23 protein-coding genes are annotated in these 26,190 nt (G+C 66.8%); 14 read left to right on the top strand and 9 right to left on the bottom strand.

What is annotated here, in order from left to right; translation table 11 throughout:
• Nucleotides 1-114: 114 nt before the first annotated feature.
• The 6 genes from I71_RS00850 (at nt 115) to hydA (ending at nt 5,781) form a co-directional block, all read left to right on the top strand.
• Nucleotides 115-915 carry a transporter substrate-binding domain-containing protein gene (locus I71_RS00850; RefSeq protein ID WP_042688761.1) on the top strand — a complete coding sequence of 267 codons (801 nt, stop codon included), beginning with the start codon at nt 115-117 and terminating at the stop codon, nt 913-915.
• A 116-nt stretch (nt 916-1,031) separates the two neighbouring features.
• On the top strand, nt 1,032-1,703 hold the full coding sequence (locus tag I71_RS00845) for an amino acid ABC transporter permease (RefSeq protein ID WP_042688757.1): 672 nt from the start codon (nt 1,032-1,034) through the stop codon (nt 1,701-1,703).
• A 1-nt stretch (nt 1,704) separates the two neighbouring features.
• The gene (locus I71_RS00840) at nt 1,705-2,493 is read left to right on the top strand and encodes an amino acid ABC transporter ATP-binding protein (RefSeq protein WP_083896888.1); all 789 of its coding nucleotides are present in this window, start codon (nt 1,705-1,707) and stop codon (nt 2,491-2,493) included.
• The gene (locus I71_RS00835) at nt 2,490-3,017 is read left to right on the top strand and encodes an ureidoglycolate lyase (protein WP_049975848.1); all 528 of its coding nucleotides are present in this window, start codon (nt 2,490-2,492) and stop codon (nt 3,015-3,017) included. Before I71_RS00840 ends, I71_RS00835 begins: the two co-directional genes overlap by 4 nt.
• A 17-nt stretch (nt 3,018-3,034) precedes the next feature.
• Complete coding sequence (locus I71_RS00830) at nt 3,035-4,288, top strand: cysteine desulfurase-like protein (protein ID WP_199902073.1); 1,254 nt, start codon at nt 3,035-3,037, stop codon at nt 4,286-4,288.
• 56 nt (nt 4,289-4,344) lie between these two features.
• Nucleotides 4,345-5,781: a dihydropyrimidinase gene (gene hydA / locus I71_RS00825; protein WP_042688755.1), complete on the top strand. Its 1,437-nt coding sequence runs from the start codon at nt 4,345-4,347 to the stop codon at nt 5,779-5,781.
• 24 nt (nt 5,782-5,805) lie between these two features.
• On the opposite strand, the gene I71_RS00820 is transcribed toward hydA, so the two are convergent.
• From I71_RS00820 to I71_RS00805, 4 genes are all read right to left on the bottom strand, one after another.
• Nucleotides 5,806-6,468, bottom strand: coding sequence for an HAD family hydrolase (locus I71_RS00820; RefSeq protein ID WP_049975847.1), 663 nt, complete (start codon nt 6,466-6,468; stop codon nt 5,806-5,808).
• Between the two features lie 126 nt (nt 6,469-6,594).
• Nucleotides 6,595-6,957, bottom strand: a complete 363-nt coding sequence (locus I71_RS00815; protein ID WP_042688753.1) for a type II toxin-antitoxin system RelE/ParE family toxin — start codon at nt 6,955-6,957, stop codon at nt 6,595-6,597.
• Nucleotides 6,954-7,208, bottom strand: a complete 255-nt coding sequence (locus tag I71_RS00810; protein WP_042688751.1) for a type II toxin-antitoxin system ParD family antitoxin — start codon at nt 7,206-7,208, stop codon at nt 6,954-6,956. The genes I71_RS00815 and I71_RS00810 overlap by 4 nt, the downstream gene beginning before the upstream one ends.
• Nucleotides 7,209-7,486: 278 nt before the next feature.
• Nucleotides 7,487-8,419 (bottom strand): LysR family transcriptional regulator, encoded by a 933-nt coding sequence (locus I71_RS00805; protein WP_042688748.1) that lies wholly within the window; start codon nt 8,417-8,419, stop codon nt 7,487-7,489.
• 149 nt (nt 8,420-8,568) lie between these two features.
• On the opposite strand from I71_RS00805, the gene I71_RS00800 reads away from it, so the two are divergent.
• Nucleotides 8,569-9,294 (top strand): SDR family oxidoreductase, encoded by a 726-nt coding sequence (locus tag I71_RS00800; RefSeq protein ID WP_042688744.1) that lies wholly within the window; start codon nt 8,569-8,571, stop codon nt 9,292-9,294.
• A 91-nt stretch (nt 9,295-9,385) separates the two neighbouring features.
• Here I71_RS00800 and I71_RS00795 read toward each other — a convergent pair whose 3' ends face one another.
• On the bottom strand, nt 9,386-9,841 hold the full coding sequence (locus I71_RS00795; protein WP_042688741.1) for an ester cyclase: 456 nt from the start codon (nt 9,839-9,841) through the stop codon (nt 9,386-9,388).
• A 93-nt stretch (nt 9,842-9,934) separates the two neighbouring features.
• On the opposite strand from I71_RS00795, the gene I71_RS00790 reads away from it, so the two are divergent.
• Both I71_RS00790 and I71_RS00785 read left to right on the top strand, forming a co-directional pair.
• Complete coding sequence (locus tag I71_RS00790; RefSeq protein WP_042688739.1) at nt 9,935-10,873, top strand: LysR family transcriptional regulator; 939 nt, start codon at nt 9,935-9,937, stop codon at nt 10,871-10,873.
• Nucleotides 10,874-11,311: 438 nt separating this feature from the next.
• On the top strand, nt 11,312-12,913 hold the full coding sequence (locus I71_RS00785; RefSeq protein WP_083896894.1) for a tetratricopeptide repeat protein: 1,602 nt from the start codon (nt 11,312-11,314) through the stop codon (nt 12,911-12,913).
• Between the two features lie 16 nt (nt 12,914-12,929).
• On the opposite strand, the gene I71_RS00780 is transcribed toward I71_RS00785, so the two are convergent.
• A complete protein-coding gene (locus I71_RS00780; RefSeq protein WP_049975845.1) occupies nt 12,930-13,736 on the bottom strand; it encodes an FkbM family methyltransferase in 807 nt (268 codons plus the stop codon).
• Nucleotides 13,737-14,213: 477 nt separating this feature from the next.
• Here I71_RS00780 and I71_RS00775 point away from each other — a divergent pair, with 477 nt between their 5' ends.
• Entirely contained in the window at nt 14,214-15,644 is a 1,431-nt protein-coding gene (locus tag I71_RS00775; RefSeq protein ID WP_042688736.1) for a tetratricopeptide repeat protein, read from the top strand.
• A 19-nt stretch (nt 15,645-15,663) separates the two neighbouring features.
• Here the strand turns inward: I71_RS00775 and I71_RS34720 are convergent, their stop codons facing one another.
• The gene (locus I71_RS34720; RefSeq protein WP_049975844.1) at nt 15,664-17,580 is read right to left on the bottom strand and encodes a hypothetical protein; all 1,917 of its coding nucleotides are present in this window, start codon (nt 17,578-17,580) and stop codon (nt 15,664-15,666) included.
• A 340-nt stretch (nt 17,581-17,920) separates the two neighbouring features.
• Here I71_RS34720 and I71_RS00765 point away from each other — a divergent pair, with 340 nt between their 5' ends.
• The 4 genes from I71_RS00765 (at nt 17,921) to I71_RS00755 (ending at nt 22,502) form a co-directional block, all read left to right on the top strand.
• The gene (locus tag I71_RS00765; RefSeq protein ID WP_042688735.1) at nt 17,921-18,598 is read left to right on the top strand and encodes a ParA family protein; all 678 of its coding nucleotides are present in this window, start codon (nt 17,921-17,923) and stop codon (nt 18,596-18,598) included.
• Nucleotides 18,599-18,905: 307 nt separating this feature from the next.
• The gene (locus I71_RS35450) at nt 18,906-19,478 is read left to right on the top strand and encodes a methyltransferase domain-containing protein (RefSeq protein ID WP_159107329.1); all 573 of its coding nucleotides are present in this window, start codon (nt 18,906-18,908) and stop codon (nt 19,476-19,478) included.
• Between the two features lie 1,005 nt (nt 19,479-20,483).
• Nucleotides 20,484-20,918 carry a hypothetical protein gene (locus tag I71_RS00760; protein ID WP_083896892.1) on the top strand — a complete coding sequence of 145 codons (435 nt, stop codon included), beginning with the start codon at nt 20,484-20,486 and terminating at the stop codon, nt 20,916-20,918.
• Nucleotides 20,919-21,065: 147 nt separating this feature from the next.
• Nucleotides 21,066-22,502, top strand: a complete 1,437-nt coding sequence (locus I71_RS00755; RefSeq protein WP_042688730.1) for a tetratricopeptide repeat-containing glycosyltransferase family protein — start codon at nt 21,066-21,068, stop codon at nt 22,500-22,502.
• Nucleotides 22,503-22,581: 79 nt separating this feature from the next.
• On the opposite strand, the gene I71_RS34715 is transcribed toward I71_RS00755, so the two are convergent.
• The gene (locus I71_RS34715) at nt 22,582-24,264 is read right to left on the bottom strand and encodes a tetratricopeptide repeat protein (RefSeq protein ID WP_049975843.1); all 1,683 of its coding nucleotides are present in this window, start codon (nt 24,262-24,264) and stop codon (nt 22,582-22,584) included.
• 590 nt (nt 24,265-24,854) lie between these two features.
• Nucleotides 24,855-26,087 carry a hypothetical protein gene (locus tag I71_RS00745; protein ID WP_042688727.1) on the bottom strand — a complete coding sequence of 411 codons (1,233 nt, stop codon included), beginning with the start codon at nt 26,085-26,087 and terminating at the stop codon, nt 24,855-24,857.
• Between the last annotated feature and the right edge of the window lie 103 nt (nt 26,088-26,190).

The raw sequence follows: 26,190 nt of genomic DNA, 5'->3' as shown, positions 1-26,190 counted from the left end.
TGCAATCCAACTGGTCAGACCGGTATGGCCTATCAGACCAAAAACAACAGCACCGGCACTCAGGGATTCGCGTCAGGCACTCTTCCATCCATGCAGGGAGACGCAGGAACAGCCATGCGCAGACAGATTCTCAAACTCGCTCTCCTCGCGGCGGCGACCGCCACCGTCTGGGGCGGCGTCGCACCGGCCCGCGCCGCCGACCTCGCCGTCGGCGCCAACATCGGCAACGTCCCCTGGGAGTTCCAGGACGCTTCCGGCACCTTCGTCGGGTTCGAGATCGATGTGGTCAACGAGGCGGCCAAGCGCTTGGGCAAGACCGTGGAGATCGTCAACATCCCCTTCAACGGCCTGTTCTCCGCTGTCCAGTCGGGCCGGATCGCCATGGCGATCTCGTCGATCACCATCACCGACAAGCGTCTGGACTCGGTCTCCTTCGCCCAGCCCTATTATGACAGCGACCAGTCGCTGACCGTGCGGGCGAACACCCCGCTGAAGACCGTCGAGGATTTGAAGGGAAAGTCCGTGGGAGTCGACACCGGCTCCACCGGCGACATGTGGGTGAACCAGAACCAGGCCAAATACAGCTTCGGCGATGTCCGCCGCTATGAGGGGCTGCAGCCGGCGATGCTCGACCTCGGGGCCGGGCGTCTGGACGGCTACATCAGCGACATTCCGGCTCTGCTCTACTACACCAAGGACAAGCCGCAGTTCAAAGTCATCCAGCGCATCCCGACCGGCGAGCGTTATTCCGTGATGTTCGCCAAGGACAGCCCGCTGCTGCCCACCGTCAACGAGCAGATCACCGCGATGAAGAAGGACGGAACGCTGGCCGCCCTGCACGAGAAGTGGTTCGGTGTGAAGCCCGACGCCGACGGCAGCACCGTCAAGATTCTCGACATCCCGAAGAAGTCCTGAGCGCGGACCGTCTTCCCGCCATCGGACCCCCGTCATCGGATCCCATGGCCGGGCACACGGCGCCTGAGTTGCGCGTGCCCGGCCCATGCCTGGACCCCATGCCTGGACATTCTCTCATGGATTTGATCGACACCTTCTTCAATGGAAGGGTCCTGTGGGATTCGTTGCCGCTCCTGTTGATGGGGCTGGGGACGACGTTGTCGCTGGGGATTATCAGCATCGTGCTCGGCCTGATCGGCGGCCTGATCCTGGCCCTGCTGCGGCTTTACGGTCCGCCGGCTCTGAGCGGATTGTGGGTGCTGTATATCGACCTGTTCCGCGCCATTCCCATCTTGGTGCTTCTTGTGATCGTCTATTACGCCTTGCCGTTCGTCGGCATCCGGCTTTCCCCTTTTGCATCCGCCACCACCGCCCTGTCGCTGGTCAGCGCCGCCTACAGCGCGGAAATCCTGCGGGCCGGCATCCAGGCGATCCCCCGCGGCCAGTTCGAGGCCAGCCAGGCGCTGGGCCTGTCCTATTGGAGCATGATGGGGGACATCGTGCTGCCCCAGGCCGTCCGCATCGTCGTTCCACCGATGACCAGCAACTGCATCAACGTGATGAAGGACACCGCGCTCGCCTCCGTCGTGGCGATGCCGGACCTGCTGAAGCAGGCCACCCAGGCCCAGGCGCTGGCGGCAAATCCGACGCCTCTGATCGGTGCCGCCGCGCTCTATATCCTCCTGCTCCTGCCGATGGTCCGCGCCGTCGGCACGCTTGAGAAACACTTTGCCAGGGAGCGCCGCTGACATGCAGATCGACGATGTGCAAGCAGGGGGCCGTGGCATCGCGGCACCGTCCGCCGCCCGGCCGATCATCTCCATCCGCGGTCTGCGCAAGATGTATGGCAGCTTCTGCGCCCTGTCCGGCATCGACCTCGATGTCGCGGAAGGCGAGGTGGTCGTGCTGCTCGGCCCGTCGGGTTCGGGCAAATCGACCCTGATCCGCTGCATCAACCTGCTGGAGACCTACGATTCCGGGACCGTGCGGGTCGACGATGTCGCCGTCCAGCCCGGTCCCAACCTGGCGGCCGTCCGCAGCGAGGTCGGAATGGTGTTCCAGAGCTTCAACCTGTTTCCCCACATGACCGTGCTGCGCAACGTCGCGCTGGCGCCGATCCGGGTGCGCAAGCTGGCGCCGAAGGCCGCGGAAGACCGGGCGATGGACCTGCTGAACCGTGTCGGCATCGCCGAACAGGCCGGCAAGTTCCCCGGCCAGTTGTCGGGCGGCCAACAGCAGCGCGTCGCCATCGCCCGCGCGCTGGCGATGGAACCGAAAATCCTGCTGTTCGACGAGCCGACCTCGGCCCTCGACCCGGAGATGGTCGGCGAGGTGCTCGACGTCATGCAGTCGCTGGCCCGCACCGGCGTGACCATGCTGGTCGTCACCCACGAGATGGGGTTCGCCCGCCGCGTGGCCGACCGCGTGATCTTCATGGAGCGCGGCCAGATCGTCGAGGAGGCCGAGCCGGAGACCTTCTTTTCCGCGCCGAAGGAGGAGCGTGCCCGCGCCTTCCTGCAAGCGGTCCTGAACCATTGAGCGCCCCCCGCATCATCCCGCCGGTGCCGCTGACCGGCGAAGCCTTCGCCCCGTTCGGCACCGTGCTCGCCGCCGGCGTCGGCAGGTCGTCGCTGGTCAATGACGGGCGTGGCATCCGCTACGATGCCGAGCATGGGCTGGGGTACGCCGGCGAGCCGCTGCCGCCGGTGCTGGCGCTCTACCGCATCGTACCGTCGCAGTTGCCCTTCGCGGTGACAGCGATGGAGCAGCATCCGCTCAGCAGCCAGACCTTCGTGCCGATGACCGGCGGGCGCTTCCTGGTGGTGGCCGCCCTGGCCGATGCCGATGGCGTGCCGGATCCCCGGACCGCCCGCGCCTTCATCGCCGGCCCCGATCAGGCGATCACCTATGCGGGAGGGGTCTGGCACTGTCCGCTTGTGGCTCTCGACGAGACCGCCGACTTCGCCATGATGATGTGGCGCGCCCCCGATCCCGACGCCGACTGCCGCGTCGCCTCCCTGTCCGTGCCGCTGCTGGTCGCCGACCAGAATGCGGCGACCTGACCGAAGGAACCGAACCCGTGTCGAACGTGACGACTTCCCCGCTCGATCTGTCCTTTGTCCGCGCCCAGTTCCCGGCGCTCGCCGGCGACTGGACCTTCATGGACAATGCCGGGGGTTCCCAGACGCTGGCGCGTGTCGCCGACCGCATCCGGGATTACCTGCTGACCAGCAACGTGCAGCTTGGCGCCAGCTACGCCGTGTCGCGCAAGTCCGGCGCGCGTGTCGCCGACGCCCATGCCGACATCGCCGAGCTGATCGGCGCCGCCCGGCCGGACGAGCTGGTCATGGGGGGAAGCACGACGGCCCTGCTCTACACCTTGTCGGCGGCGATGGCCGAGCAGATCCGGCCCGGCGACGAGATCGTCGTCACCAACTGTGATCACGAGGCCAATATCGGCCCCTGGCGCAAGCTGGAGGAGAAGGGCGCCGTCATCCGCACCTGGACGGTCCGCCCCGACAGCCTGGAGCTATCGCTGGACGATCTGGAGTCCCTGCTGAATGGACGCACGCGGCTGGTCTGCGTCACCCATGCCTCCAACATCCTCGGCACCATCAACCCGGTTGCGGACATCGCCCGGCTGGTCCACCGGCATGGTGCCAGGCTGCTGGTCGATGCCGTCGCCTATGCCCCGCACCGGGCGGTCGACGTCGCCGGCTGGGATGTCGATTACTATGTCTTCAGCTTCTACAAGGTCTATGGGCCGCATTTCGCCGTTCTCTACGGCAAGCACGAGCTTCTGGCTGCGCTGCCCAGCCTGAACCATTACTTCATCGACCGCTCGGTGATCCCCTACAAGCTCCAGCCCGGCAATGTGAATTACGAACTCGCCGTCGGCTGCACCGGCATCGTCGATTATCTCGCGGAGCTGGGGGAGCGCTGCGGTGCCACCGGATCGCGCCGGGCCAGGATCGAGGCTGCCTTCGACGTCATCGCCGCCCATGAGGAGGCGCTTGCCGAACGGCTGCTCTCCTATCTGCGCGGACGCAACGACGTGACGATCATCGGCCATTCCGCTGCCGACCGCACCCTGCGGGTGCCGACCATCAGCTTCGTGGTGGATGGGCGCCGCTCCGACGAGGTGGTGGGTGCGGTCGATGCGTCGATGATCGGCATCCGCTTCGGCGATTTTTACGCCAAGCGCCTGATCGAGACGCTGGGGCTGGCCGCGGTCAACGGCGTGATCCGCGTGTCGCTGGTCCACTACAACAAGCTCGACGAGGTCGACCGCCTCGTCGAGGCGCTCGGCCGCGTCATGCCGGTTGGGCAGTGAGCGCCGGAAGGACCGAGGGATGACCGACCGATCACATCTGGAACGGGATAAGGCACATGGCTGAATTCGATCTGGTGGTGCGCAACGGCACGGTGGTCACGGCTGCGGATGTCAGCCGTTGCGACATCGGCATCAAGGACGGCCGCATCGTGGCCTTGGCCGAACGGCTGACCGCGACGGGGCCGGTCCTCGACGCCGCCGGCAAGCTGGTGATGCCGGGCGGCATCGACAGCCACGTCCACATCGCGCAGGATGGCGACGACGGCACGATCATGGCCGACGATTTCCGCAGCGGCACGCTGTCCGCGGCCTTCGGCGGCAACACGACGGTCATCCCCTTCGCCCTGCAGCCCAAGGGCAAGTCGCTGCGCGCCGCGGTGCAGAGCTATCACGAGCGGGCGGACGGCCAATGCCTGACCGACTATTCCTTCCACCTCATCATTTCCGACCCCACCGAGCAGGTGCTGGGCCAGGAGCTGCCGGCGCTGGTGCAGGACGGCTACACCTCGTTCAAGGTCTTCATGACCTATGACGACCTGAAGCTGAACGACCGCGAGCTTCTGGAGGTGTTCGACGTGGCCCGGCGCGAGAAGGCGCTGGTGATGGTCCATGCCGAAGGCTATGACGCCATCAAGTTCCTGACCGAGCGGCTGGAACGCGCCGGCCGCACCGATCCCTATTACCACGCCGAATCGCGCCCGATTCCGGTGGAGCGGGAGGCGACCCACCGCGCCATCTCCTTCGCCGAGATCGTCGACGTGCCGATCATGATCGTCCACGTCTCGTCCGCCGACGCCATCGAACAGATCCGCTGGGCGCAGAGCCGTGGCCTGAAGGTCTATGCCGAAACCTGCACCCAGTATCTGACCCTGACGGCGGACGACCTGAAGGGCCTGAACATGGAAGGCGCCAAATACGTCTGCAGCCCGCCGCCGCGCGACAAGGAGAGCCAGGACGCCTGCTGGACCGGCCTGCAATCGGGACTGTTCTCGGTCTTCTCCTCCGACCATTGCCCCTTCCGCTTCGACAGCCCCGCCGGCAAGAAGAAACAGGGCGAGCGGACGGCCTTCAAATGGGTTCCCAACGGTATCCCCGGCGTCGAGGTCCGCTTGCCGATCCTGTTCTCGGAAGGGGTGGGGAAGGGTCGGATCTCGTTGCAGGAGTTCGTCGCCCTCACATCCACCAACCACGCCCGCATGTATGGGCTGGCCCCGCGCAAGGGCAGCATCTCCATCGGGGCGGATGCCGACCTCGTGCTGTGGGATCCCGACCGCAAGGTGACGATCACCCAGGATCTGATGCATCACGGGGCCGATTACACGCCCTATGAGGGGATGGAGGTGACCGGCTGGCCCGAAACCGTCCTGCTGCGCGGCACCGTCATCATCGACAAGGGTGTGCAGACCGGCAAGGCCGGCGATGGATGGTTCCTGCACCGCTCGATCTCGCCCTTCGCGGCACCGCGCGGCCACCGGCCGACGCAGTATGATTGATGGCGGCGTGACCGAGGAGTGAGGTCAAAGCGCGGCGAGCGCGGCGGGTAGCTCATGCAACGTGGCGATGGTCGGCGTTCCGTCGGGGAAGGGATGGCCGCCATCGGTATCCCGTACCCCGACGAAGGGGAGGTTGAGCGCCGTCGCCGCCGCGTAATCCTGAACCGCATCGCCGACGAACGCCACGCGGTCGGGCCGCAGGCCGTGGCGGGCCAGCAGCATGGCCGCCGTCTCTGCCTTGCCCGGCGGGCTGCCGTGGACGGACACGAAGCGGCCGGCCATCCCCCGCCGCGCGACGATGCGCAGCATTTCCTCGTGCGGCGTTGCGGAGATGATGAACAGGGAAAGACGGCCGGCATGCGCGGCGAGGAATTCCGATGCGCCGGGGATTTCGGTGCAGGCGATCACCGCCTCCTCCACCGCCGCGGCGAACCCGTCGACCAGCCGGTCCAGCCGCTCCTCGTCCAATGTACGGCCGAGCACGTCGCGTTCGAACCGCGCCAGCTTCTCGCGCCGCGGCATTCCACCGTTGCCACGGTGATAGGTGCGGATGGCCTCCTGCACCGCCGGACCCTCGTCGGCATAGAGCGTGGCGAAGGTTTCGCCCTTCAAAGGGTTGGAATCGCACAGAACGCCGTCGAAATCGAAAATGACCGCGTCCCACCGGTCCTGCAACATGCCGTCCATCCCGCGCACATCTCCTGCTCTATCCGGCTGCCATGCCGATGCCGGCAGAGCAGTGTGAAGCAATCCTCGGCTGTCCGCACCAGCAATCCATGGCAATGCATGAACACCACGAATAGCAAGGAGCGCCTAGGTGGCATGACCGGTCAATGACCTGGCGACCTTGCGGCGCGGTTCCATGCCTTCATGGAGGACACGCAGGATGATCGTGCCCACCGTTCCGTCCGGCAGCAGACCCGTCGTGTAGTAGAGGCAATGCGCAGCGGCACCGCGCCTGCCGGCCGCCAGTTCCAGATGGAACAGACGAACGTCGGGGCCGAGTTCCGGACGCGACAGCATCCCCGGTCGGTCCGGATTTTCGGCAACCATCTGGATCGCCTTGTCGATCAGCGTTGCATAGAGGCGCAGCTGCGAAGTTCCAAACCGGGTCCTTGTCGTGCGCAGGATATCCACGATGTCACGCTCGGCCGGACCGGTGAGGATATGGCTCATTCGCGAGCAACCTGCTCGGCGATGTCCAGGGCTGACCGGGACGAGAAGTCGCCTTGCGCCGCTGCCGACAGGCCAGCGGCGACCTCCCGCCGCAGGATGGCAGTCTTCTCCTGCTCCTGTGCGCGGTCCCGCTGGAGGAGGCGCAACGCTTCTCGCACCACCTCGCTGGACGACGAATAACCACCCGTCGCCACTTCACGCTCGACGAAGTCGACCATCTCCGACGGAAGACTGACATTCATCGTCGCCATGCGTTGCTCCTGACTTTGATAAGATCCCAATCTAGGAGGTATGGCAATTTTTGTCAATTTGCCGGCAGGCACGGTGGCGGAACGCCGGCCCAGGTTCCATTGCAGAGTTCGACGATGGGAGCAGATCGGGCAAGACAGTCCCGGTCTTCTGCGCCACCCGAACATTTCAACGGAAGTAGGAAGCATCGATCTTCAGGCGGCTGCTCAATGCGCGTCTCCACCTTTCTCGATTATTTGAAGGCAGTCTTTCCGCAGGGGACCGACGACGAACCCGCGGCCTATGTCGAGGGGGGAGGGGATGCTTCTCCGGATTTCGCACCTTCGCGATAACGCCGCACATGGTCGATCAGGGCGCGGAGCTTCGGCGTCACCGTGCGCCGGCTCGGGAAATACAGGAAGAAGCCGGCGAAGGGCGGTAGCCAGTCGTCGAGTATCGTAACGAGTTCGCCGCGCTCCAGATAGGGTTGGAAGGTCTCCTCGATGCCGAAGGTGATGCCGGCCCCGGCGAGCGCCGTGCGGAGCATCAGCAGCATGTCGTTGGTGGTGATCTGCGGCTCCACCGACACGTCGAAGGAGTGCCCGTCCTTCTCGAACTCCCAGCGATAGGGGGCCGTGTCCGGTTGCGGCCGCCAGCCGATGCAGCGGTGGCGGACGAGGTCGCGCGGGTGTCCCGGCGTGCCGTGACGGGCCAGATAGCCGGGCGTCGCCACCGCGATCTGCCGCTGGTCGCCGGTCAGCGGCACGGCGATCATGTCGCGCTCGATCACTTCGCCCAACCGCACGCCCGCATCGAATCCGGCGGCGACGATGTCGAATTCCAGATCCGTTACCGTCACGTCGAGGGCGATGCCGGGATGGGCCTCGCTGAAGGAGGCGATCAGCGGCCCCGACAGGAACCGCTCGGCAATGGAGGTGGCGGCGATCCGCAGCAGGCCGCGTGGTTCCGCCGCCGAACCGGACGCCGTGTCGATGGCGTCCGCGATCTCGGCCAAGGGGGCGGAGACCTGCGCCAGAAAGCGCTCGCCCGCTTCGGTCAGGCGCACGCTGCGGGTGGTGCGCAGGAACAGCGCCTGGCCGAGTGCGGCCTCCAGCCGCTGCACGCCCTGGCTGACGGCCGAGCGCGTCACCCCAAGGCGATCCGCCGCCGCGCGGAAATTGCCGGTCTCCGCCACCGCGGTGAACAGCGTCAACAGGTTCAGGTCGATCTGCATTGGTTAGCAGAACTAACCGCATCGTCCAGTTCTTGGCAAGTTTTCTCGACAGCGGTCGGATGCCACCTTGTGGGCATGGACGGCTGGCACAGGGCGCAGTGACCGCCGCCGGCCGAACGTTTCAGCACGCAAAAAGCCAGGAGATTGCCATGACCATCGACAAGGTCGTTCTCATCACCGGTGCCTCCAGCGGCATCGGCGAAGCCACCGCGCGCGTCCTCGCCCAGGCCGGCGCCACCCTGATGCTGGGGGCGCGGCGGACTGGCCGGCTCGACGCGCTCGTCGGGGAAATCCAGGCGCAGGGCGGGATGGCCGCCGCCCGCGCCCTCGACGTCACCGACCGTTCCAGCATGGACGGCTTCGTCGCCGAGGCCAGGGAGCGCTTCGGCCGCATCGACGTCCTCGTCAACAATGCCGGCGTGATGCCGCTGTCGCCGCTCGCCTCCCTCAAGGTGGAGGAATGGGACCGCATGATCGACGTCAACATCCGCGGCGTCCTCCATGGCATCGCGGCCGTCCTGCCGGTGATGGACGCGCAGGGAAGCGGCCACGTCGTCAACATCGGTTCGGTCGGCAGCTTCGAGGTGGTGCCGACCTCCGCCGTCTACAGCGCCACCAAATTCGCGGTGCGGGCCATCACCGATGGGTTGCGCCAGGAAAGCGAGACGATCCGCACGACCTGCATCTATCCCGGCGTGACGCGCTCCGAACTCGCCGACACCATCACCGACGAAACGGCGGCCCGGGCGATGGTGGAGTACCGCCGCAATGCAATCGAACCGGAGGCGATCGGACGGGCTGTCCTGTTCGCCATCGAACAGCCGCGGGAGGTCGGGGTCAACGAGATCACCGTCCGCCCCGTCGCACGGAGTTGACGGGCGGGGCAAGGCGGTTCCGCAGCCGTTCTGAGAAAGGCGGTGCGCCGGGAGGTCCGGGCCTCCCGGCGCACCGTTTTTACCGGCTGGCCTACTCCGCCAGGACGGGGCGGGCTCCGATCTGGTTCATCCAGCCGAACCAGTCTTCCAGATGCCAGGTGTGGGTCAGCTTGCCGTCGGCGATGCGGTGGAACTCATGGATCGCCACCCGGAAGGACCGGCCGGTCGGAGCGATCCCGAACCACTCCCCGCTGTGGGTCCCGGTTATCACCGCGCGCACCGCGGCCCGTCCGGGTGCGCCGATGATGTCCAGAACCTCGATCTTCGTATCCGGAAACGCCGCCCGGAAGGCGCGGATCAACGGCTTCATCCCCTCGCGCCCCGGTTGCTGGCCGGGATTGAGGGGAATGTCCTGCCAGTCTTCGGTCACCGCCTCGTCGAGGAGGTCCGGATTACCTTCATTGAAGGAACGATAGAGCATGTCGATGGCGCGGCGATCCTGCGGCGTCAGCCCGGTTTCGGTCAGTGTCTCGTCCTGCGGTGCCATGGGGTTTCTCCCGTTGTCGGTGCGATGAGGGGACGCTACCCGAGGACTGTGCATGCTTGAAATCGATCATCGATATGTGGAAACATCCATGGCATGGATTTGTATGGCATCGACCTGAACCTGCTCGTCGCCTTCGACGCCCTGATGGCCGAACGCAGCGTGACACGGGCCGGCGCCCGCATCGGCCGGACCCAGCCGGCGATGAGTGCCGCGCTCGCGCGCCTGCGTGGGCTGCTGAAAGACGAGCTGTTCGTCCGCGGGCCGAAGGGGCTGCAGCCGACGCCGCTCGCCCTCGATCTCGCGCACCCCATCGCCCAGGCGCTGACCGGACTCCAACGCGCCCTGGAATTTACGCAGAGCTTCGACCCGTCGACCTCCACCGCCAGCTTCACCCTGGGTCTGTCGGACCACCCGACCTTTGCGCTGCTGCCGGCCCTGCTGGAGGTGCTGCGCGAACAGGCGCCGGGCATCACCCTGCGCATCCGCAATTTCATCGCACGGGACGATGCCATCGGCATGCTGGATGCTGGCGAGGTCGATCTGACGATCGGGGTGCCGCCGTCGGCAACAGGCCGCATTCTCAGCCGGCCCCTGTTCGAGGAGCATTTCGTCTGCGTCGTCCGCAAGGGCCATCCGACCGTGCATCCGCCGCTGAAACTCCAGGGCTTCCTGGAGCTGCCCCACCTTCTGGTGTCGCCGGAGAACGAGAGCTACGGGGTGGTCGATGCGGCCCTTGCCAAGCAGGGCTTGAAGCGCCGGCTGGCCTTGACGCTGCCGCAGCTGTACGCCGCCCCCGCGCTCGTGGCGCAAACCGATCTGATCGCGACCCTGATGGAAGGCGTGGTCGCCGCATCGGGATATGAGGAGCGGCTTTGCATCATGCCGGCTCCGCTCGACCTCCCGCGGATCCTCTTCGCGCTGTCCTGGCATCGCCGCAACGATGTCCATCCGGCGCAACGGTGGTTCCGTGACATGCTGGCATCGGTCCCGTGCCGGGCCGGCCTTCATCCCCCGTCCACCGCCGCCAGCTGACGCGGCGAGGATCCTGTCCGGCGGGGCGGCTTCACAGCCAGTCTGTCAGAACGGCATGCCGGCGTGACGTGAAATCGCTACCCCGTCCGGGCGGCTGGCCCAGTTGCGCGCATTGCGCGATCCTCCCGCGGGATGCGTCGATAAATGGGAGATCGGGCGTGGCGGACACAATCGCTTCCGGCAGCAGGGCTGGCACCGTCCGGCGTGGCATTCCAGCAGAAACCGCGCCATGCCGCCCGCCACGCTCCCCGTTCGACGAGCGCCATTGATGCGGAGGCGGGGAGGGCGATGCAACAGACATCACGCGGAAGGAAACGGTTCACGGGGAAAATCGCAGGGACCGTTCCCAAGGGCCGTTCCCAGGGGCCGTGCTTTGCAGGAGCGGCCATCTTCATGCTACTGATCCCGCCGTCCCCCACCCGAAGCGCCGCGGCCTCCATGAACATCGAACAAGCCTTCACGACGGCGGTCGGCCTCCAGAAAGCCGGCCTTTCCGAAGAGGCCGGGCGGCTGTATGCACAGATCGCCGCCCATGATCCGTACTTCGCGCCCGCGATCAACAACCTGGGGCTTCTGCATGCCGCGGCCGGCCGGAACGAGGCGGCGGTCGCCCTGCTGCGGCGGGCATTGGCGCTGGTGCCAGGGTCGCTGAATAGCTGGAACAATCTGGCATCGCTGCTGACCCGGCTCGACCGGCGCGCCGATGCTGCCCGGATCTACCGGATCTCGGCGAAGCTCAGGCCCGACGATCCCGCGGTGCTCAACGAGCTGGGCCTTCTTCTGGATGGGCTGAAACGCCCGGACGAGGCGTGCAGGGCCTTCGCCCGCGCGGTGGAACTCGACCCGATGGAGGCCGAATACGCCAACAACCTCGGCGCCATGCTGCGCAACGACCGGCGGCTGGAAGAGGCCACGCGCTGCTTCCGCCGGGCGATCGCGCTGAACCCGCAGCACAGCGGGGCCTACAGCAATCTGGGCTCCACGCTGAAGGACAGGGCCATCTTCTGGCAGGCGTTGCTGGCATTCCGCCGGGCCACGAGGCTGGTTCCGGATTTCGCCGGCGCCCACTGGAACGACTCCCTGCTCCGGCTTCTGCTGGGAGATTTCGTCAGGGGCTGGCAGGGCTACGAATGGCGCTGGAAGCATGGTCAGCTGCCCTCGCCGCAGCGCAGCTTCACCAAGCCGCGCTGGGACGGATCGCCGCTGCGGGGACGGCGGCTGCTGGTCTATTGGGAACAGGGATTCGGCGACGTGCTGCAGTTCGTGCGCTACCTGCCGCTGCTGTCGCAGATGGCCGACGGACAGCCGGTCATCTTCGAATGCCAGCGTCCGTTGCTGCCGGCGCTGCGCGGCCTGTCCGGCGTCACCCTGGCGCCGACCGGTGAGCCGCTGCCCGACTTCGACGTCCAGATCCCGGTGATGAGCCTGCCGGCGCTGTTCGGCACCCGGCTGGAGACCGTGCCGTCCCGTGTTCCCTACCTGTCGGCGGAGCCGGAACTGGTGGCGCACTGGGGCGAGCGGCTGACGGCTCCGGCACAAGGCGGGGCCGGGGGCGGGGCCGGGGGCGGGGGCGGGGGCGGACTGAAGGTGGGCATCGTCTGGGCCGGATCGCCCACCCACGGCAACGACCGGAACCGCTCCATCGGGCTGGCCCCCTTCGCCCGGCTGGCCGCGATCCCCGGCGTCACCCTGGTCTCCATCCAGAAGGGGCCGACCGAAGGCCAGGCGGAAAACCCGCCCGGCGGCTTCCCGCTGCTGAACCTGTCCCCGGAAATCAAGGATTTCGCCGACACAGCCGCCATCATGGCAAACCTCGATCTGGTGGTCTGCGTCGACACATCCGTCGCCCATCTCGCCGGCGCGCTCGGCGTGCCGGTCTGGGTCCTCGTCCCCTTCGCCCCAGACTGGCGATGGATGCTCGACCGAGACGACAGCCCCTGGTACCCGACCATGCGCCTCTTCCGGCAGTCCAGGCCACAGCACTGGGACGACACCCTCGACAGCCTCGAACGCGCGCTCCGCAAACGCGCCGCCGGATAGGGAGCCTTGGCAGGGTTCAGAGCGCGGCGTAGGGCCCGTCGCGATGGACCATCACCAGATCGACCTGCCACATCCGCTCGTCCTCGGGGCGGTAGAGGGGATCGACAATATCCCAGACGCGGAAGCCGTACGGAGCCATCGCGTCGATGATGCGGGCCAGCCGCGCCTCCTCCCCCGCCACCGTTGCCTCGATCACGAAGACGTTGCCCGGCTCCATCAGCGTGGCGGCGCCGGCCAGCACCTCCAGTTCCAGGCCATCGACATCGATCTTGACCAGCAGGGGACGGGCATAGCCGCGCTCGGCGCACAGCCCGTCGAGCGAGACGGCCGGCACCTCGCGCAGGCTGCGCAGCGCATGGCCCGGCTCGATCCGATGGTCCGCCGGAACGACGGAGGAATAGAGCCGGTCGTCGGACACCGCCAGCCGGCTGGTGCCGCCCTGCCGCGCGACGGCGGCAATGTGGTATTCGGCATTGTGCAGATCCGCGCACAGCCGTTGCAGCGCCGGCTCGTTCTCCGCCACCGGTTCGATCAGCACATGGCGGGCATCGGGGAAGACCTCGTAGAGCGGCGGGGTGCCGGTCTGGGCCCCGACATCGACCACGGTGGCGGGGCGGAAGCCCCGGCCGCGCAGCAGAGCCAGCGTCTTGTGCTTGCTTTGGCGGACCATCGTCCGCTGGGACCGGATCAGCCCCAGCAGCGTCGCCGCCATCGGGTGGCCCGGGCTGGCACGCAGGATGGCGCGATAGAAGTCCTCCGCCCGCTCCAGATCGCCGGACAGATGGACGTCGAAGGCGATCTTGAGGCCGTCAGCGATGCTCACCGTTCCGCAGCTCCCCCCAGTCTCTCGCCCCGCCTGCCGGCAGGCTCCCACTCAAGCGCCCCCTTGGGCGCCCGCCGGGTTTGCGGAGGACCGTCGGGATGGATCGCCGGATGGATCGCCGCATTCGGACGTGCGAATATAAAAGTGCCACGCCGGAGCGACCGGCGTGGCACAGTTTCGGCTGGAACCCTTTCCCGGGTCCATACAAACATTTGATGACATTTTACGAGCGGTTCAAGCGCCTTCTCCCAGGCGGCCGCGTTTTTGCTTGGCGACGCCTTTATATTTCCGCAGGACGGCGGTGGATACGTTTTCCCGGTCCCGGCCACCCCCCGGCTTCCCGGCGGCATCGCGCCGGAATGGACAGGTCGGGACCCGCGGGCCGCGACTCGAGGAGGGAGCCGTCCATACCGGCGGCTTGTCAGCCGGCGGGGTGTCATGGGATGAAACCCGCCCCAGCCTGCGAGGCCGTTCGTCATGTCCCCCATCCCGTCCCCCGCCGCACCCGCAGACCTCCAAAGCGATCTGGACGCCGCACGCGAGGCCGAGCACGCGGGCAGGCACGACGCCGCGACGGCGCTGTACCGCCGGGTGCTGAACCGGCCGCCGAACCGTGGGGCGGAGGGTGCCGGAGCCGAAGCGGCGGCCCATGATGCGCTCGCCCGGCTGCTGGTGGGGCAGGACATGGCGGAGGCGGCCGGCCATGCGCTCGCCTCCTGGCGGCTGACGCCCGCCGATCCGACCCGCCGGTCCAACCTGTGGCAGCTGTTGACCCATCTGGGCGAGGCCGGGGATGTCGCCCGCTTCCAGGGCCGCGACGACTGTGTCGGGCTGGTGGCGCTGGGCAATGCATTGCGCCGCGACGGGCAGGCTCTGCGCGCCGAGCGCGCCTATCGCCAGGCACTGGAGCGGTTTCCGGAGGTCTCCTTCACGCTCAGCCGGCTGGCCTGCCTGTGCGCCGAACAAAACCGGCTGGAGGAGGCCGACGCCCTGTTCCTCCAGGCGGCGGAGCGCCATGGCGGGCGCGATGCCGTCACCCGCACCGCCCCCGCCTTCCTGACCTGGCTGCGCGAGGGGCCGGCACCCGCCGGCATCCGCGCCACCCTTGCCGAGGGGACGGAAAGCGCCGGGCGGCCGCTGGTGGTCTACGCATCCTGCGACGCGGTCTACGCCCGCAAGTTCCTGCCGACCATGGTGCGGTCCATCGTCGAGGACAGCGGCCTGGACTGCGCCATCGCCCTGCACCTGATCAATCCCGATGCGGAGACGGAGGCGACGGTGGCGTCGCTGTCCGCCGCCCATGGCGCCGGCCGCTTCATCGTCCTGCGCGAGACCATCGACCTGACGCCGCTGGGCGACAATGCCAAGACCTATTACGCCTGCAGCCGCTTCCTGGTGCTGCCCGACCTGCTGGCCCGCTGGAAACGGCCGGTGCTGATGCTGGACGTCGACCTGATGGCGATCCGTGACCTGACCCCGCTGCTGGCGGCCTCCGCCCATTCGGACCTGGGGATGATGAGCCACGCATTGAAGCGGCTGGACATCTGGAGCCTGCTCTACGCCGACGTGCTGCACATCCGGCCGACCATGGGGGCGCTGCGTTTCCTAGACCTGACCCGGCGCTACATCCGCCATCACCTGGATCGAGGCCTGCCGGTCTGGTTTCTCGACCAGGCGGCGCTCGCCGCCGTGCATCTGGCCGGCTTCACGACGGAGGCGGCGCCGCGCCTGACGGTCTATCCGGCCGATATCCACAGCAGCACGGTGATGGTCGATGGCGAAGGCCGCTATTGGACCGACGACAGCGCCTATTTCTATTCGGTCCGCGCCACCGGCGGCGGCCAGCACGCGATGCACCGGCTGAAGCGCCGGGCCGGCACCACCGCCGACGTGCAGCGGAGGGGATGAGGACGGGCCGGAGCCGGCCTCAGCGGAGCCAGCCCATCGTCCGGAAGCGGTCGAGATTGTCGCGCACCAGCCGGGGATGGCGGTCGACGGCCACGACCTCGTACTCGCCGCGGGCGCCGGGCGCTCCCTCCGGCAGGGCACCGCCACCATCGAGGAAGCTGGCGACGCCGGCCATGTTGCCCGCACCGAAGGACTGCGCATGCTCCTGGTGGGCATAGGCGTTCAGCTTGGCGGCGAAGCGCTTCAGATCGCCCATCCAGCTGAAGTGCCAGCCGGCGTCGCGGATGAGATGGCCGATGTCCTGTTTGGCGAGGTAACGCACGGCATTGGGGCCGGTCTGCCGGACGAAGCGGAAGGGGGCGGCACCGGCAGCCCGCCAGTTGCGGGCGAAGCGGTAATTCAGCCGGTAGAAGAACAGGTCGAGTTCAGCGGTGAAGACGGTGTCGAAGGCCGGCCCGCCGCCGCGCAGCCGCTCCACCACCTCGCGCCGCAGGATCTCGTCGACGTCGGAAACGATGACCATGTCGTCGTCGCGGCAGCCGTCCAGCCCGCGCAGGATGGCGTCGCGCTGGTAGGCTTCCCGCTGCCAGGAGAAGGTGCCGACAAGCTCGTCCACCACCACGTAGCGGATCTTGTCCATATAGGGGCGGAACCGCTCGTGATGGTCGCCGAAGGTCAGCGCCTTGGGCTCGCCGGAATGGGTGTGGGTCGCCTCCACCACCACGAAGCGTTCGACCACGTCGTACAGCTCGGCCAGCCGGAGCTCCAGGATCTCGGCTTCGTTGAAGAAGGTGCAGCAGTCGAAGACCCGCCGGGATGCCGGCGCCGCCGGACCGGAGGTCGCCGCCCCTTCGGCGAAAGGGTTGCCGGACAGCGGGAGAGACGGGTTGCGCCCGAGTGCGGCCGCATAGCCGACGAGGGAGCGCAGACCGAGCAGGGTGGTCCAGCGCTGCGTGCGGGTCCAATGGTCGATGCCGGGCGCCTCCAGCAGGCGCTCCATCGTCGCCGACAGGCTGTCGAAGGAGGTACGGGCCGCAGCCTGCCCGTCCATGTCGTAGACATAGGCATGGGCGAAGTTCTTCAGGCTCTCCAGCAGACTCTCGATCACGAGATACTGCTGCGCCTGCGCCTTGCGCTCCAGCCCGAGCGGGCTGTTCCACAGCTCGAAGCCCTGGCTGTGGGCCTCCAAGGCTTCACGGTAGCGCTGCCGCTCCTGCCGCAGCCCCCCCAGCCAATGCATCGCGGCAGCCGCCGCTTGCCGGCGCGCCTCGGTCCGGCCGGCGCCCTGCCACGCCTCCGCCTGAAGGGTCATCCCACGGCAACGGGCCAGGGCCTCCGCCTGACCGGGCGGGCACAGCCGGTCGAGCGCCCCCAGAAGCGGAGCCGTCGGCCGGTCGCGGTCCAACCACTCGGCAAGGGCGCGGACGCCAGCCGGCAGGGCGGTGTCGCGCAACTGGTCGGCATGGGGCGCCCCCGGGGCGAGCAGAAGGCCCCGGGCGATCGACATGGCCGCCACCGCCCCGTCGCCGCCGCGTTCGAGTTGCCCGACGAGCAGATGTGCCTGGTCGATTGCCGGATCGAGGACCAGCAGCAGCCGGCAGGCGCGCCTGGCGTCGCCGGTCCGCCCGGCATTCGCATCCTCCATGGCACGCTGAAGGATCATCGAAATCATGGCGTCACGGTTGGCGCGAAGGGGATCGCGCGGCGCGCCATACTCCGCGAGAAGGGCGAAACACCAGACCGCCACATCGAGCCGACCCGCTTTGTAGGCTTCGTTTCCCTTCGTGACGAGGTCGTTCAGCAGCGCCTGCGACAGGGCGACCGCACCAGCATGCGTCCGATCCCGCTGGAGAACGCGCCACACCCCTTCCATGGCGTGCCAGGGTCGCCCCGCATCGGCATCGGTCCGGGCCTGGAGGAAGCTGGGGTCTGTCATGCGGCGGGTCCTGGCGACGGGATAGATGAACGGGATGAATTGATAAGGAATTCACGGAGAGGCGGCGGCCGGTTCGGACATGGCACCGCTTGCCGCCGGCTGGACCGGGTGGCTATGCCATGGCGACGCCCGGGCTGACAAGTGCCGGGAGACGGAGGCATCGCCGCCCCGGCCTCTCCATTCACGAGCCACGGTATCATACCCTATTTCAATGTCATGATTTCATTCTTCTTCTTCATGACGTGAAACCACTTCCATCTTTCCTGATCTTGCGTGTAAATCCGCGAAGCTCCCGCTCGGGTCAGCCCGCATTCCATTCTCCGCAACCGGGAACCACCGCATGGCTCGGATCATCAGTTTCGCCTCCACCAAGGGCGGCGTCGGCAAGACCAGTCTGGTCATGGCGCTCACCTCCGAACTGCGCCGGCGCGAGGCGAGCGTGCTTCTGCTCGACTGCGACCCCAACCGGCATCTGGCTGAATGGGCGCGGCGGCGCAACGATGCCGGGGTGCGGGTGCTGGATGAGATCACGGAATCGAACGTCCGCCAGACGGTGCAGGAGAATGCACCGAGCTTCGACTACACGCTGATCGACCTTGCCGGTTTCGGCAACCTGACCATGCTCTACGCCTTCTCGGTCAGCGACGGGGTGCTGATCCCGACCCAGCAGTCCTTCATGGACGTGAAGGAGACGGTGCGCACCTTCAAGGTGGTGGCGGATTCCGTCGGCGTGCTGAAACACACCCCGGCCTCAAGCGTGGTGATCGTCCGCACCCAGGCCGCCATCGAATCCCGCGTCGACCGCCACGCCCGCAGCCTGCTGGACGAACATGGCGTCCCGGCCTTCCGCACCGAACTGATCGAGCGCTCTCTGCTGAAGGAGATGACCTACACCGGCCACGGCCCGGGCGAAGTCAATCCCGACAGCAACGCCGACAAGAACGTCCGCGCCCTGACCGACGAGTTCGTCGCCTTTCTGGACTCCTCCCCGGCCAATCCGCTGATCCCGCGAAGATGAGGAAAATGATTTCATGATATTTAATCATGATTTTTTAGAAAGATTTTTTATCATGATTTCATGATATTGTGTCGCGCCGGATGATCGTCCTGATCGCAACGCTCAGGGCATCGGCCCATGGCTTTTGCCCATTGCGACTTTTCCAATCCGGCATCAAAAGCCTGGGTATGCCAATCCCATGTCGGATACAAACACGGTATTGGCGACAGTGCTGCAAGGGGAAATCATGAGTTTCCGACTCCAATCCGTTCGGACGCCCGAATGTTACAGAATCCCTTTGTATAAGAGGTCGTGGACGCATGACGAGTTGATTGAAATTTTTCCTGAACAGCCCCTGCGTATATTGGATGTCGGGGCAGGCGAAAACCCATTCGAGGGGCGCGCCAATGACCAAATCGTTACCGTTGATTTTGACCACACCACTTCACAGACCATCGTATGCGATTTTGTCCATGAATGGCCGTTCAAAGATGAGGAGTTTGACTTTATCTACGCCAGTCATGTGATTGAGCATCTGTATGCTCAAGATCGCGATCGCGTGATTAACTCCATCTTTAGAAGCTTGAAACGTGAAGGGTTGCTTTTCATTCGTGTCCCACACCAAAGCAGCATTCAGGGAACCGGATGGGAGCATCACACTCTTTATGGTCTCAATGCATTTTATAGCTTAACCCATGGAAAAAACCCATATCTCCCGATGATGGAACTGATAAGCATTGGAGCTTATTCTGGAAGCATCGATAAATTTAATAAAAGGAGAAGATTATTTTCGGAAATCATTGACAGGATACTGAATAAATCACACAGAATCACGGATTTGTTACTTTGCTTTCTGATCGGCGGCATTCCAGAAATTCAAGTGCTATTGAGAAAACCCTAAATATACCGCATCGAGCACCGTCTCGTGCCAATTGTCCCAGGTTGCCCCTTCTCAGGTGAACGCAGCAGCATCGAGCCGGTGGTCGCGTGGAGTCCGTCATCGCCATGAGCGCCTGATCCCGAACTCATCCCCCGCCTGTGCATCGTCAAAATACCCGTCCACCCTCTCCAGCAATGTTCATGCTGCAATCATTTGCGCATGTCCGACACAGCAGAACCATAAGTGGCTGCGTAATCGGGCCAGGGAGACGGCAGCCGGATTGCGTGAGCCGGTCATCCGGACCATTCCGACCGTAAGTGGCGCCGGCCTGCCTGTTCCTCGACGTGCACGGACCCAATAAAATATGACATGTCTTTATCAACATTAATCATGATTCCATGTCATGTGAGGAACGGATGGCTTCCGACTTGAAGCTTGGAAAGACTGGACGATGCTCTTCCCCACCTATCGCCCCTTACGTCGCGTCCCCAAAGTTGGAAAACCGGAAGGGACGAACGCCTTCCAGTTCGGTCAAGACGGAAGGGCGAAAGCGCCATCCGCGAATCAGTCCCCATTTATCATATCATGATTTTATATTTATTTATATGCCATGACTTCATGCCATGAAATGATCTCTCCTATCATCAGGCTTTACGCCCGCCCTCAGTCGGTGGACGAGACCGCCGGGTTGCTTTCTTTCCCAGGCATGGGTCTGCGGGAAAGCAGTCGCGGCCTTTACGGTCGAGCGCAAGTCAAGACGTCCGCTCGACCGCATCATAGGACGGCAACCGGCTTCCCCCGGCTCTGCCGATCCCATAACCTTTATTTCATGATATTGCTTCATGGTATTATCTCACGATTTCCCCGGTCTTCCCCCCTGTGTTTCCCACGCCACGCCCGCCGGCTTTCCGCCATGTTGCCGCCTACCCCCGCCAGATGTCGCAAAGACAGGACGGCAAGTCATGATATTGCTTCATGGCTTATCCGGCCGGCCCCCATGCCGGCAACGTCCCGACCGGAGTCTCCATGTCGACCGACAGCCACGCCAAGCCTCCTTTGAAAGCCGTCGCCAAGCCGGCCCGTCCTCCGCTGGGCGGGATCGGGATCGGCGGGCTGGGCACGGATGACGTCGATCCGATCCGCCAATATGGATTGAGCAAGGGCTTCCTGCCGACCGAAACGGAGCCGCCTGCGCCGCCCCAACCAGGCATCTCCCATGCCGCAGTCCACCAACCCACGTTCCAGCCCGCTCCGCAGCCACAGCCGGCACCGGCGACCGCCATCGTCCGCCCGGCGCCGACCCGGCCGTGGCAGGCGATGCTGCCGGATTACCTGGTGGAGGAGTTGCGGCAGGCCGCCGCACGCGAAGGCACCGCCCAGAAGGTGATCGTGCTGAAGGCGCTGCGACAGGCCGGCTTCCGGATCGACGACATCGACCTCCAGGATCTGCGGCGGCGCTGAGCCTCCCGCTTTTGAGTCCCGGGCGGCCCCAAGAAGCACTCAAGTGCAGCCGAAGGGACGGTTTGACTCTCCATGAGTAGCCGTCTATGCCCTACCCGCGCTCTGCTCCTGCTCCAACCGATTGCAGACCACCAGCGACGACGAGAGATGAAGGCAAACATTACCCAGGCCGTTCCGGCGCCGCCCCCTCAGGTGGCCTTGCCTCTTCAGGCCTCGCCCCATCCGGTATCGTCGGCACCGGCCCCAGCACCAGCTCCGCCCCCGGCCGCCAGCCAGGGCTCCCATGGCCTCAGCATCGAGATGCTGGAAGCCATGCTGGAGCAGAAGCCACTGGATCCCAACGTCTGGAGCGCGCTGGGGGCCCTGCTGCGCCAGGCCGGTAAGCCGGAGGCGGCGATCGCCTGCCAGCGGCGCGCGCTGGAGATCGACCGGCGCCATGTCGGCGCCTGGACCAATCTCGGCAACGTGCTGGGCGATGTGGAGCACTATGACGAGGCCATTGCCGCACAGGAGCATGCGGTGGTGCTGTCGGGGGGCAGCGCCAACCTGCTGTCCAACCTGGTGGTGGCGCTGCGGCACGGCTGCCGCTTCAACCGTGCGCTGGAGATCCTGGACGTCGCCCTGCACGCCCGGCCCAACGACCCGGGGCTGCTGTGGGACCGTGCCCTGACGTTGCTGCAGGTCGGCCGCTATGCCGAGGGTTTCCGCGACTACGATTCCCGCCTGTCGCTGCCCAATTACCAGAACCGCGTCGCGGGCGGCACGATGTGGGATGGCGGGGCGCTGAACGGCAAGACCATCCTGCTGACCACCGAACAGGGGTTCGGCGACGTGCTGCTGACCGCGCGCTATGCGCCGATGGTCAAGGCGCGCGGCGGCCGGGTCCTGCTGGAATGCCATCCGGAACTGCAGCGCCTGCTGTCCGGGCTGGAGGGCATCGACGGCTTCGTGCGCGCCGGCACCCCTTATCCGGCCTACGACGTCCATTGCCCGCTGATGAGCCTGCCGCACCGTCTGGGCACGACCATCGACACGGTGCCGCCGCCCGCCCGCCTGACCGTTCCAGCCGAAGCGCGCGAGAAGGCCGCCCGGCTGGTCCCCGGCCCGGACGGGACGATCAAGGTCGGCATCATCTGGTCCGGCCGTGTCACCTTCAAGGACAACGCGCGCCGCGCCACGACGCTCAGCCGTTTCCTGCGCTTCCTCAACGTGCCGAAGGTGCGGCTCTACAGCATCCAGAAGGGTCCGCCGGAGGCGGAGCTGGCGACGCTCGGCACCTCGACCCTGATCACGCCGCTGGGGCCGCATTTCAACGACTTCGCCGATACCGCGGCGGTGCTGGAACGGCTCGATCTGGTGATCATGACCGACAGTTCGGTGGCGCATCTGGCCGGCTCGCTGGGCCGCCCGGTGTGGAACCTTCTGCAGTTCATGCCCTACTGGGTCTATGGCGACGGCAAGGGTGAGACAACCCCCTGGTACCCGTCGATGCGTCTTTTCCGCCAGACCACGCCGGGCGACTGGGACAGCGTGTTCGCAGCCGCCGAACAGGCCCTGCGTCAGGTGGTGGCGCTGCGGACCTGAGGGCAAGCACCGGCCCGGTTCCCAAAAGCCCCCATGCGCTGCTCATCGCCATGGGGGCGGGACGTACGGTCTCCCCGTTTTACTGCCGCGTCCCGCCGATGGGCCGCAGCGCCTCGGCAACCTCGGCCAACACGCCGCTCCAATCGCCGGGAATGGCCTGACGGAACAGGCGCAAGCTCGGGTACCAGGGGGTTGCCGGCCCCCTCAGCCCCCAGAACCATGCCGGCATGAACGGCAACAGCACCCACCCCGGAACGCCCAGCCCGCCGGCGATATGGGCGGTGGTGTTGTCGATGGTGATGACCAGATCCATCGCCGCAACCAGGGCCGCAAAGCCATCGAGGTCGCCGGACGGATCGATGTCCGGCTCATGGAAAAGGCCGGCGAGGCACCGCTCCCGGTCGTCGGCACCATATTGCAGGTTGATGAGGCGTCCTCCAGCCGCCGCCAGCCCCGGAGCGAGAGCCGCCGCAAGCTGTTCCAGGCCAAGCGAACGGGCTTCACTGGCAACCGAGCGCCAGGAGATGCCGATGCACAGCCGGGCATCGCCGTGGCGGGCGCGCAAGGCCGCGACCTTGTGGCGATCGGCGGCCAGATAAGGCCGCTGACGGGCGAAATCCTCCGGCCTGCGCCGCAGATAGCGCGGCAAATCGCTTGCCCGGACTTGCGCCACGCTGTCCGCTCCCGAGCCGGGCGCCGCCAGGGCGGATGGGCCGTCCGCTCTCGCCACCACCTCCGTTCCAGGCAAAGAGCGCCGCAACAGGGGGACGAGACGGGGGTCGCAGGCAAGACGGCAGGCAATGCCGGTCTCGGCCAGTTCCGGGATCAGGCTGGCGAACAGGATCTCATCCCCCACCCCCGGTTGCCCCACCACCAGCAACCGGCCGGCCGCTATGGCAGCCCCCGACCAGCGCGGCGGGCCGTCCTCCCCCCCTCCCGGCGGCGCCGTGCTCTGCCAGTGGGCCGCCAGATCGTCCCATCCGCCGGCCATCTCTCCCAGCAGAAGCCGGGCAACCCCCCGGTTGACCCGCAAACCGGTATTGTCCGGCTCCATATGCAGCGCCCGGTCATACAGGGCGATCCCATTCTGCGGCCTGCCCCGATGCACCCGCGCATTGGCAACGAGCGCATAGCCTTGGACCGAGTCGGGGGCCAGGACGATCACCCTGCCGCCATGCCGCTCCACATCGGGCAGCCGCCCCTGCGCCATCGCCACCAGCGCGCTGTTGAGCGCGGCTTCCACCGTCTCCGGGGCCAGGCGGCGTCCGTGCGCCAAAGACCGTTCGGCGGCCTCCTGGGCTCCCTGGGCGTGCAGGACGGCTCCGCGATTGATGTGGGCCATCGCCAGATCGGGCACCAGCAAGGCAACCGTGCGGAATGCCACCTCGGCCTGCTTCAAAGCACCTTGCCGGTACAAAAGCATCCCGTGCTGGAATGCCACCTGGGCCATCAGCGGGTCGCAACGCAGCGCCACCCCATAGACCGCAACCGCGCCGGCCTCCTCGCCCTGGTCCACCAGCAGGGCCGCATACTCTGCAAAGGCGGTGGCGTCGGCTGGACATAAGGCGATGAGGCGCCGGAGGCAGGCCAGTCCGGTCCTGCGGTCGCCGGCCTTCGCTACGGCCTTGCCCAGCAAGCGCCACCCATCGGCGTTCACAGGATCGGCCCGCAGGAGGAGACGATACAGCGCCATCGCCTCCTCCAGGCGCCCGGCGCCATGGTGATCCGCTGCGAGACGCAGAACGTCGCCGGTCGTCGCCATAAATCTGGTGGTCCAATGCCGTTATGCACACCCAATGCGCATCCTTAATCCGCCGCAGCGAGGCAAGCCAGGACAATTCGCAGCCCGAACGGCCTCCCCATGTGGGCAGGGCTTCAAACCGGCTGGCGTCTCCCGCATCCGACGGGACATGCACCTTTCTATCCGCCACCCCCGCGATCCGGCCATAGCGGGCCAACAGCTGCTCCAGGATCTGACAGTTCTGGCCGAAGACATCGACCGGTCGGAACCGATCGAGCATGCGCTGACCGCGTTCCGGGCTTTGGGCGGCAAACCGAACGGCGCAGCCTGGACTCTTCGTCAGCGATTGCACGCGGTGGACACCTCCTTGGCCGCCGCCCATGAGGTGTTGGTGGCGCCGGCGACAAGGTCCCCCCGCACCCTCCTTGTACGGCTCCTGGCGGGAGGATCGCTGGATGCTCTCGACACGACGGTTCTGCTGCCGGCCCGCTGCCGGCCGTCCATGGAGGAGGCCATGCGGCCATCGCAACAGCGTCGACTTCCTCATGGCCCCGCGTCACGCTCTGCCGATCCACATGCGCCACGGCCTGTTGGATGAGAGGCCCAGCCGCTCAGCGGCCGGGCGGCAGGAAGCTGAGATCGCAGGCCCAGAGCCGCTCGCCGCCGCGGTCGGCGATGTCGCGCACCACGCCGGCCTTGGCGAGTTGCTCCACCAGCAGATGCACCCCGCGCAGCGACAGACCGCACCGCCCCTTCAGCTCGCCCGCCACCCGGCTGATGGTGAAGGCCGGACGGTCGTGCAGCCAGTCGAGCACGTCGGGCAGGCGCGAGCTGCTGCGTCGCGGCGTGGCGGCCAGCCGCGCCTCCCAGTGTTCTTGGACCAGATCAAGGTGCCGCAATCGCTCCAGCTCATGCGCCACCAGCTCGGGAATGCTGTCGAGGACCCAGCGCGTCCAAGCAGCCTCGGTCCCGGCCAGGGCGAGGCGGTAGCCGGTGACTTCCCGGGGGAGGGCCGTCGTCAGCGGTGGCCACGCATGATGCAGGTGGCAGGCCCCCCGGACCAAGTCGGGGGCGGCGAGCCAGACCACCACATTCCACCAGGAGGTCGGCGGCCGTTCCGCCGCGACGGCGGCTCGTAAGGCGGCGCTCTCGGCATCGTCGTCCGGACCGCGGCGCTCCGGCGCTCCCGGATCGGGCCGCAGCGCCAGGGCGCGGATCGCCGCCGCAGCGCCGAGCAGGCCGGGCGCAGCCGCCAGGGCCTCCGCCACCGCCTCCAGCGCCGGACCGGCCTCGGCGGCGCGGGCCTCACCGAGGCCGACCGGACGGCCGCCCTGGGCAACACTCCAGCGCCGGTGCAACTCGTCCAGCCAGGGCCGGGTCCAGGGCGTCAGCAGCGGCGGCGGCGGGACGGCCACATTGCCTTCCACGTCCTCCGGCTCTTCGCCGCTCCCGAGGTCGATCGCCTCCAGGGCGGCGATCGAGGCGCGCACCGCGGCCACGACGTCCCCCGACTCCTCCTCCCTGGCCGGGGTTGCCGCGGACCGGATGGGGGCACGCTCCAGCGGCAGGGCGGCGGTCAGACCGGCCGGCAGCTGGGCGAACAGCGGCACCAGCAGGGCGGCGCGGGCGGCCTCGCCCCGGGCGTGCTCCGGCGCGGCGAGGGCGCGCTGGAAGTCGTGGGCGTCGAGCCGGTGGCCGTCGAGGCGGATCACCGCGGCGGCCGAGCGGCGGGCGGCATCGGCGGCGAGGCGCCGGCGCCGCGCCGGGTCGGCGAGGGCCTGGTCGAGGCGGCCGAGCGCGCGTTCGGCGGCGAGCAGGGCGGGGAGACAGGAGAGGACGGTCATCGCGGTTCCAGGAAAAGCCGCGCCAGGATAGCCGATTGCAGTGATTGTTGCTAACTGCACCGACATCGAAGGGTAGGAAAAACCGGCCTTTGATAACGCCATG

This window comes from Azospirillum sp. B506 (assembly GCF_000333595.1).
Lineage (GTDB): Bacteria > Pseudomonadota > Alphaproteobacteria > Azospirillales > Azospirillaceae > Azospirillum.
The sequence above is the reverse complement of the archived record's forward strand: the minus strand, read 5'-3'. Positions and strand labels throughout refer to the sequence as shown.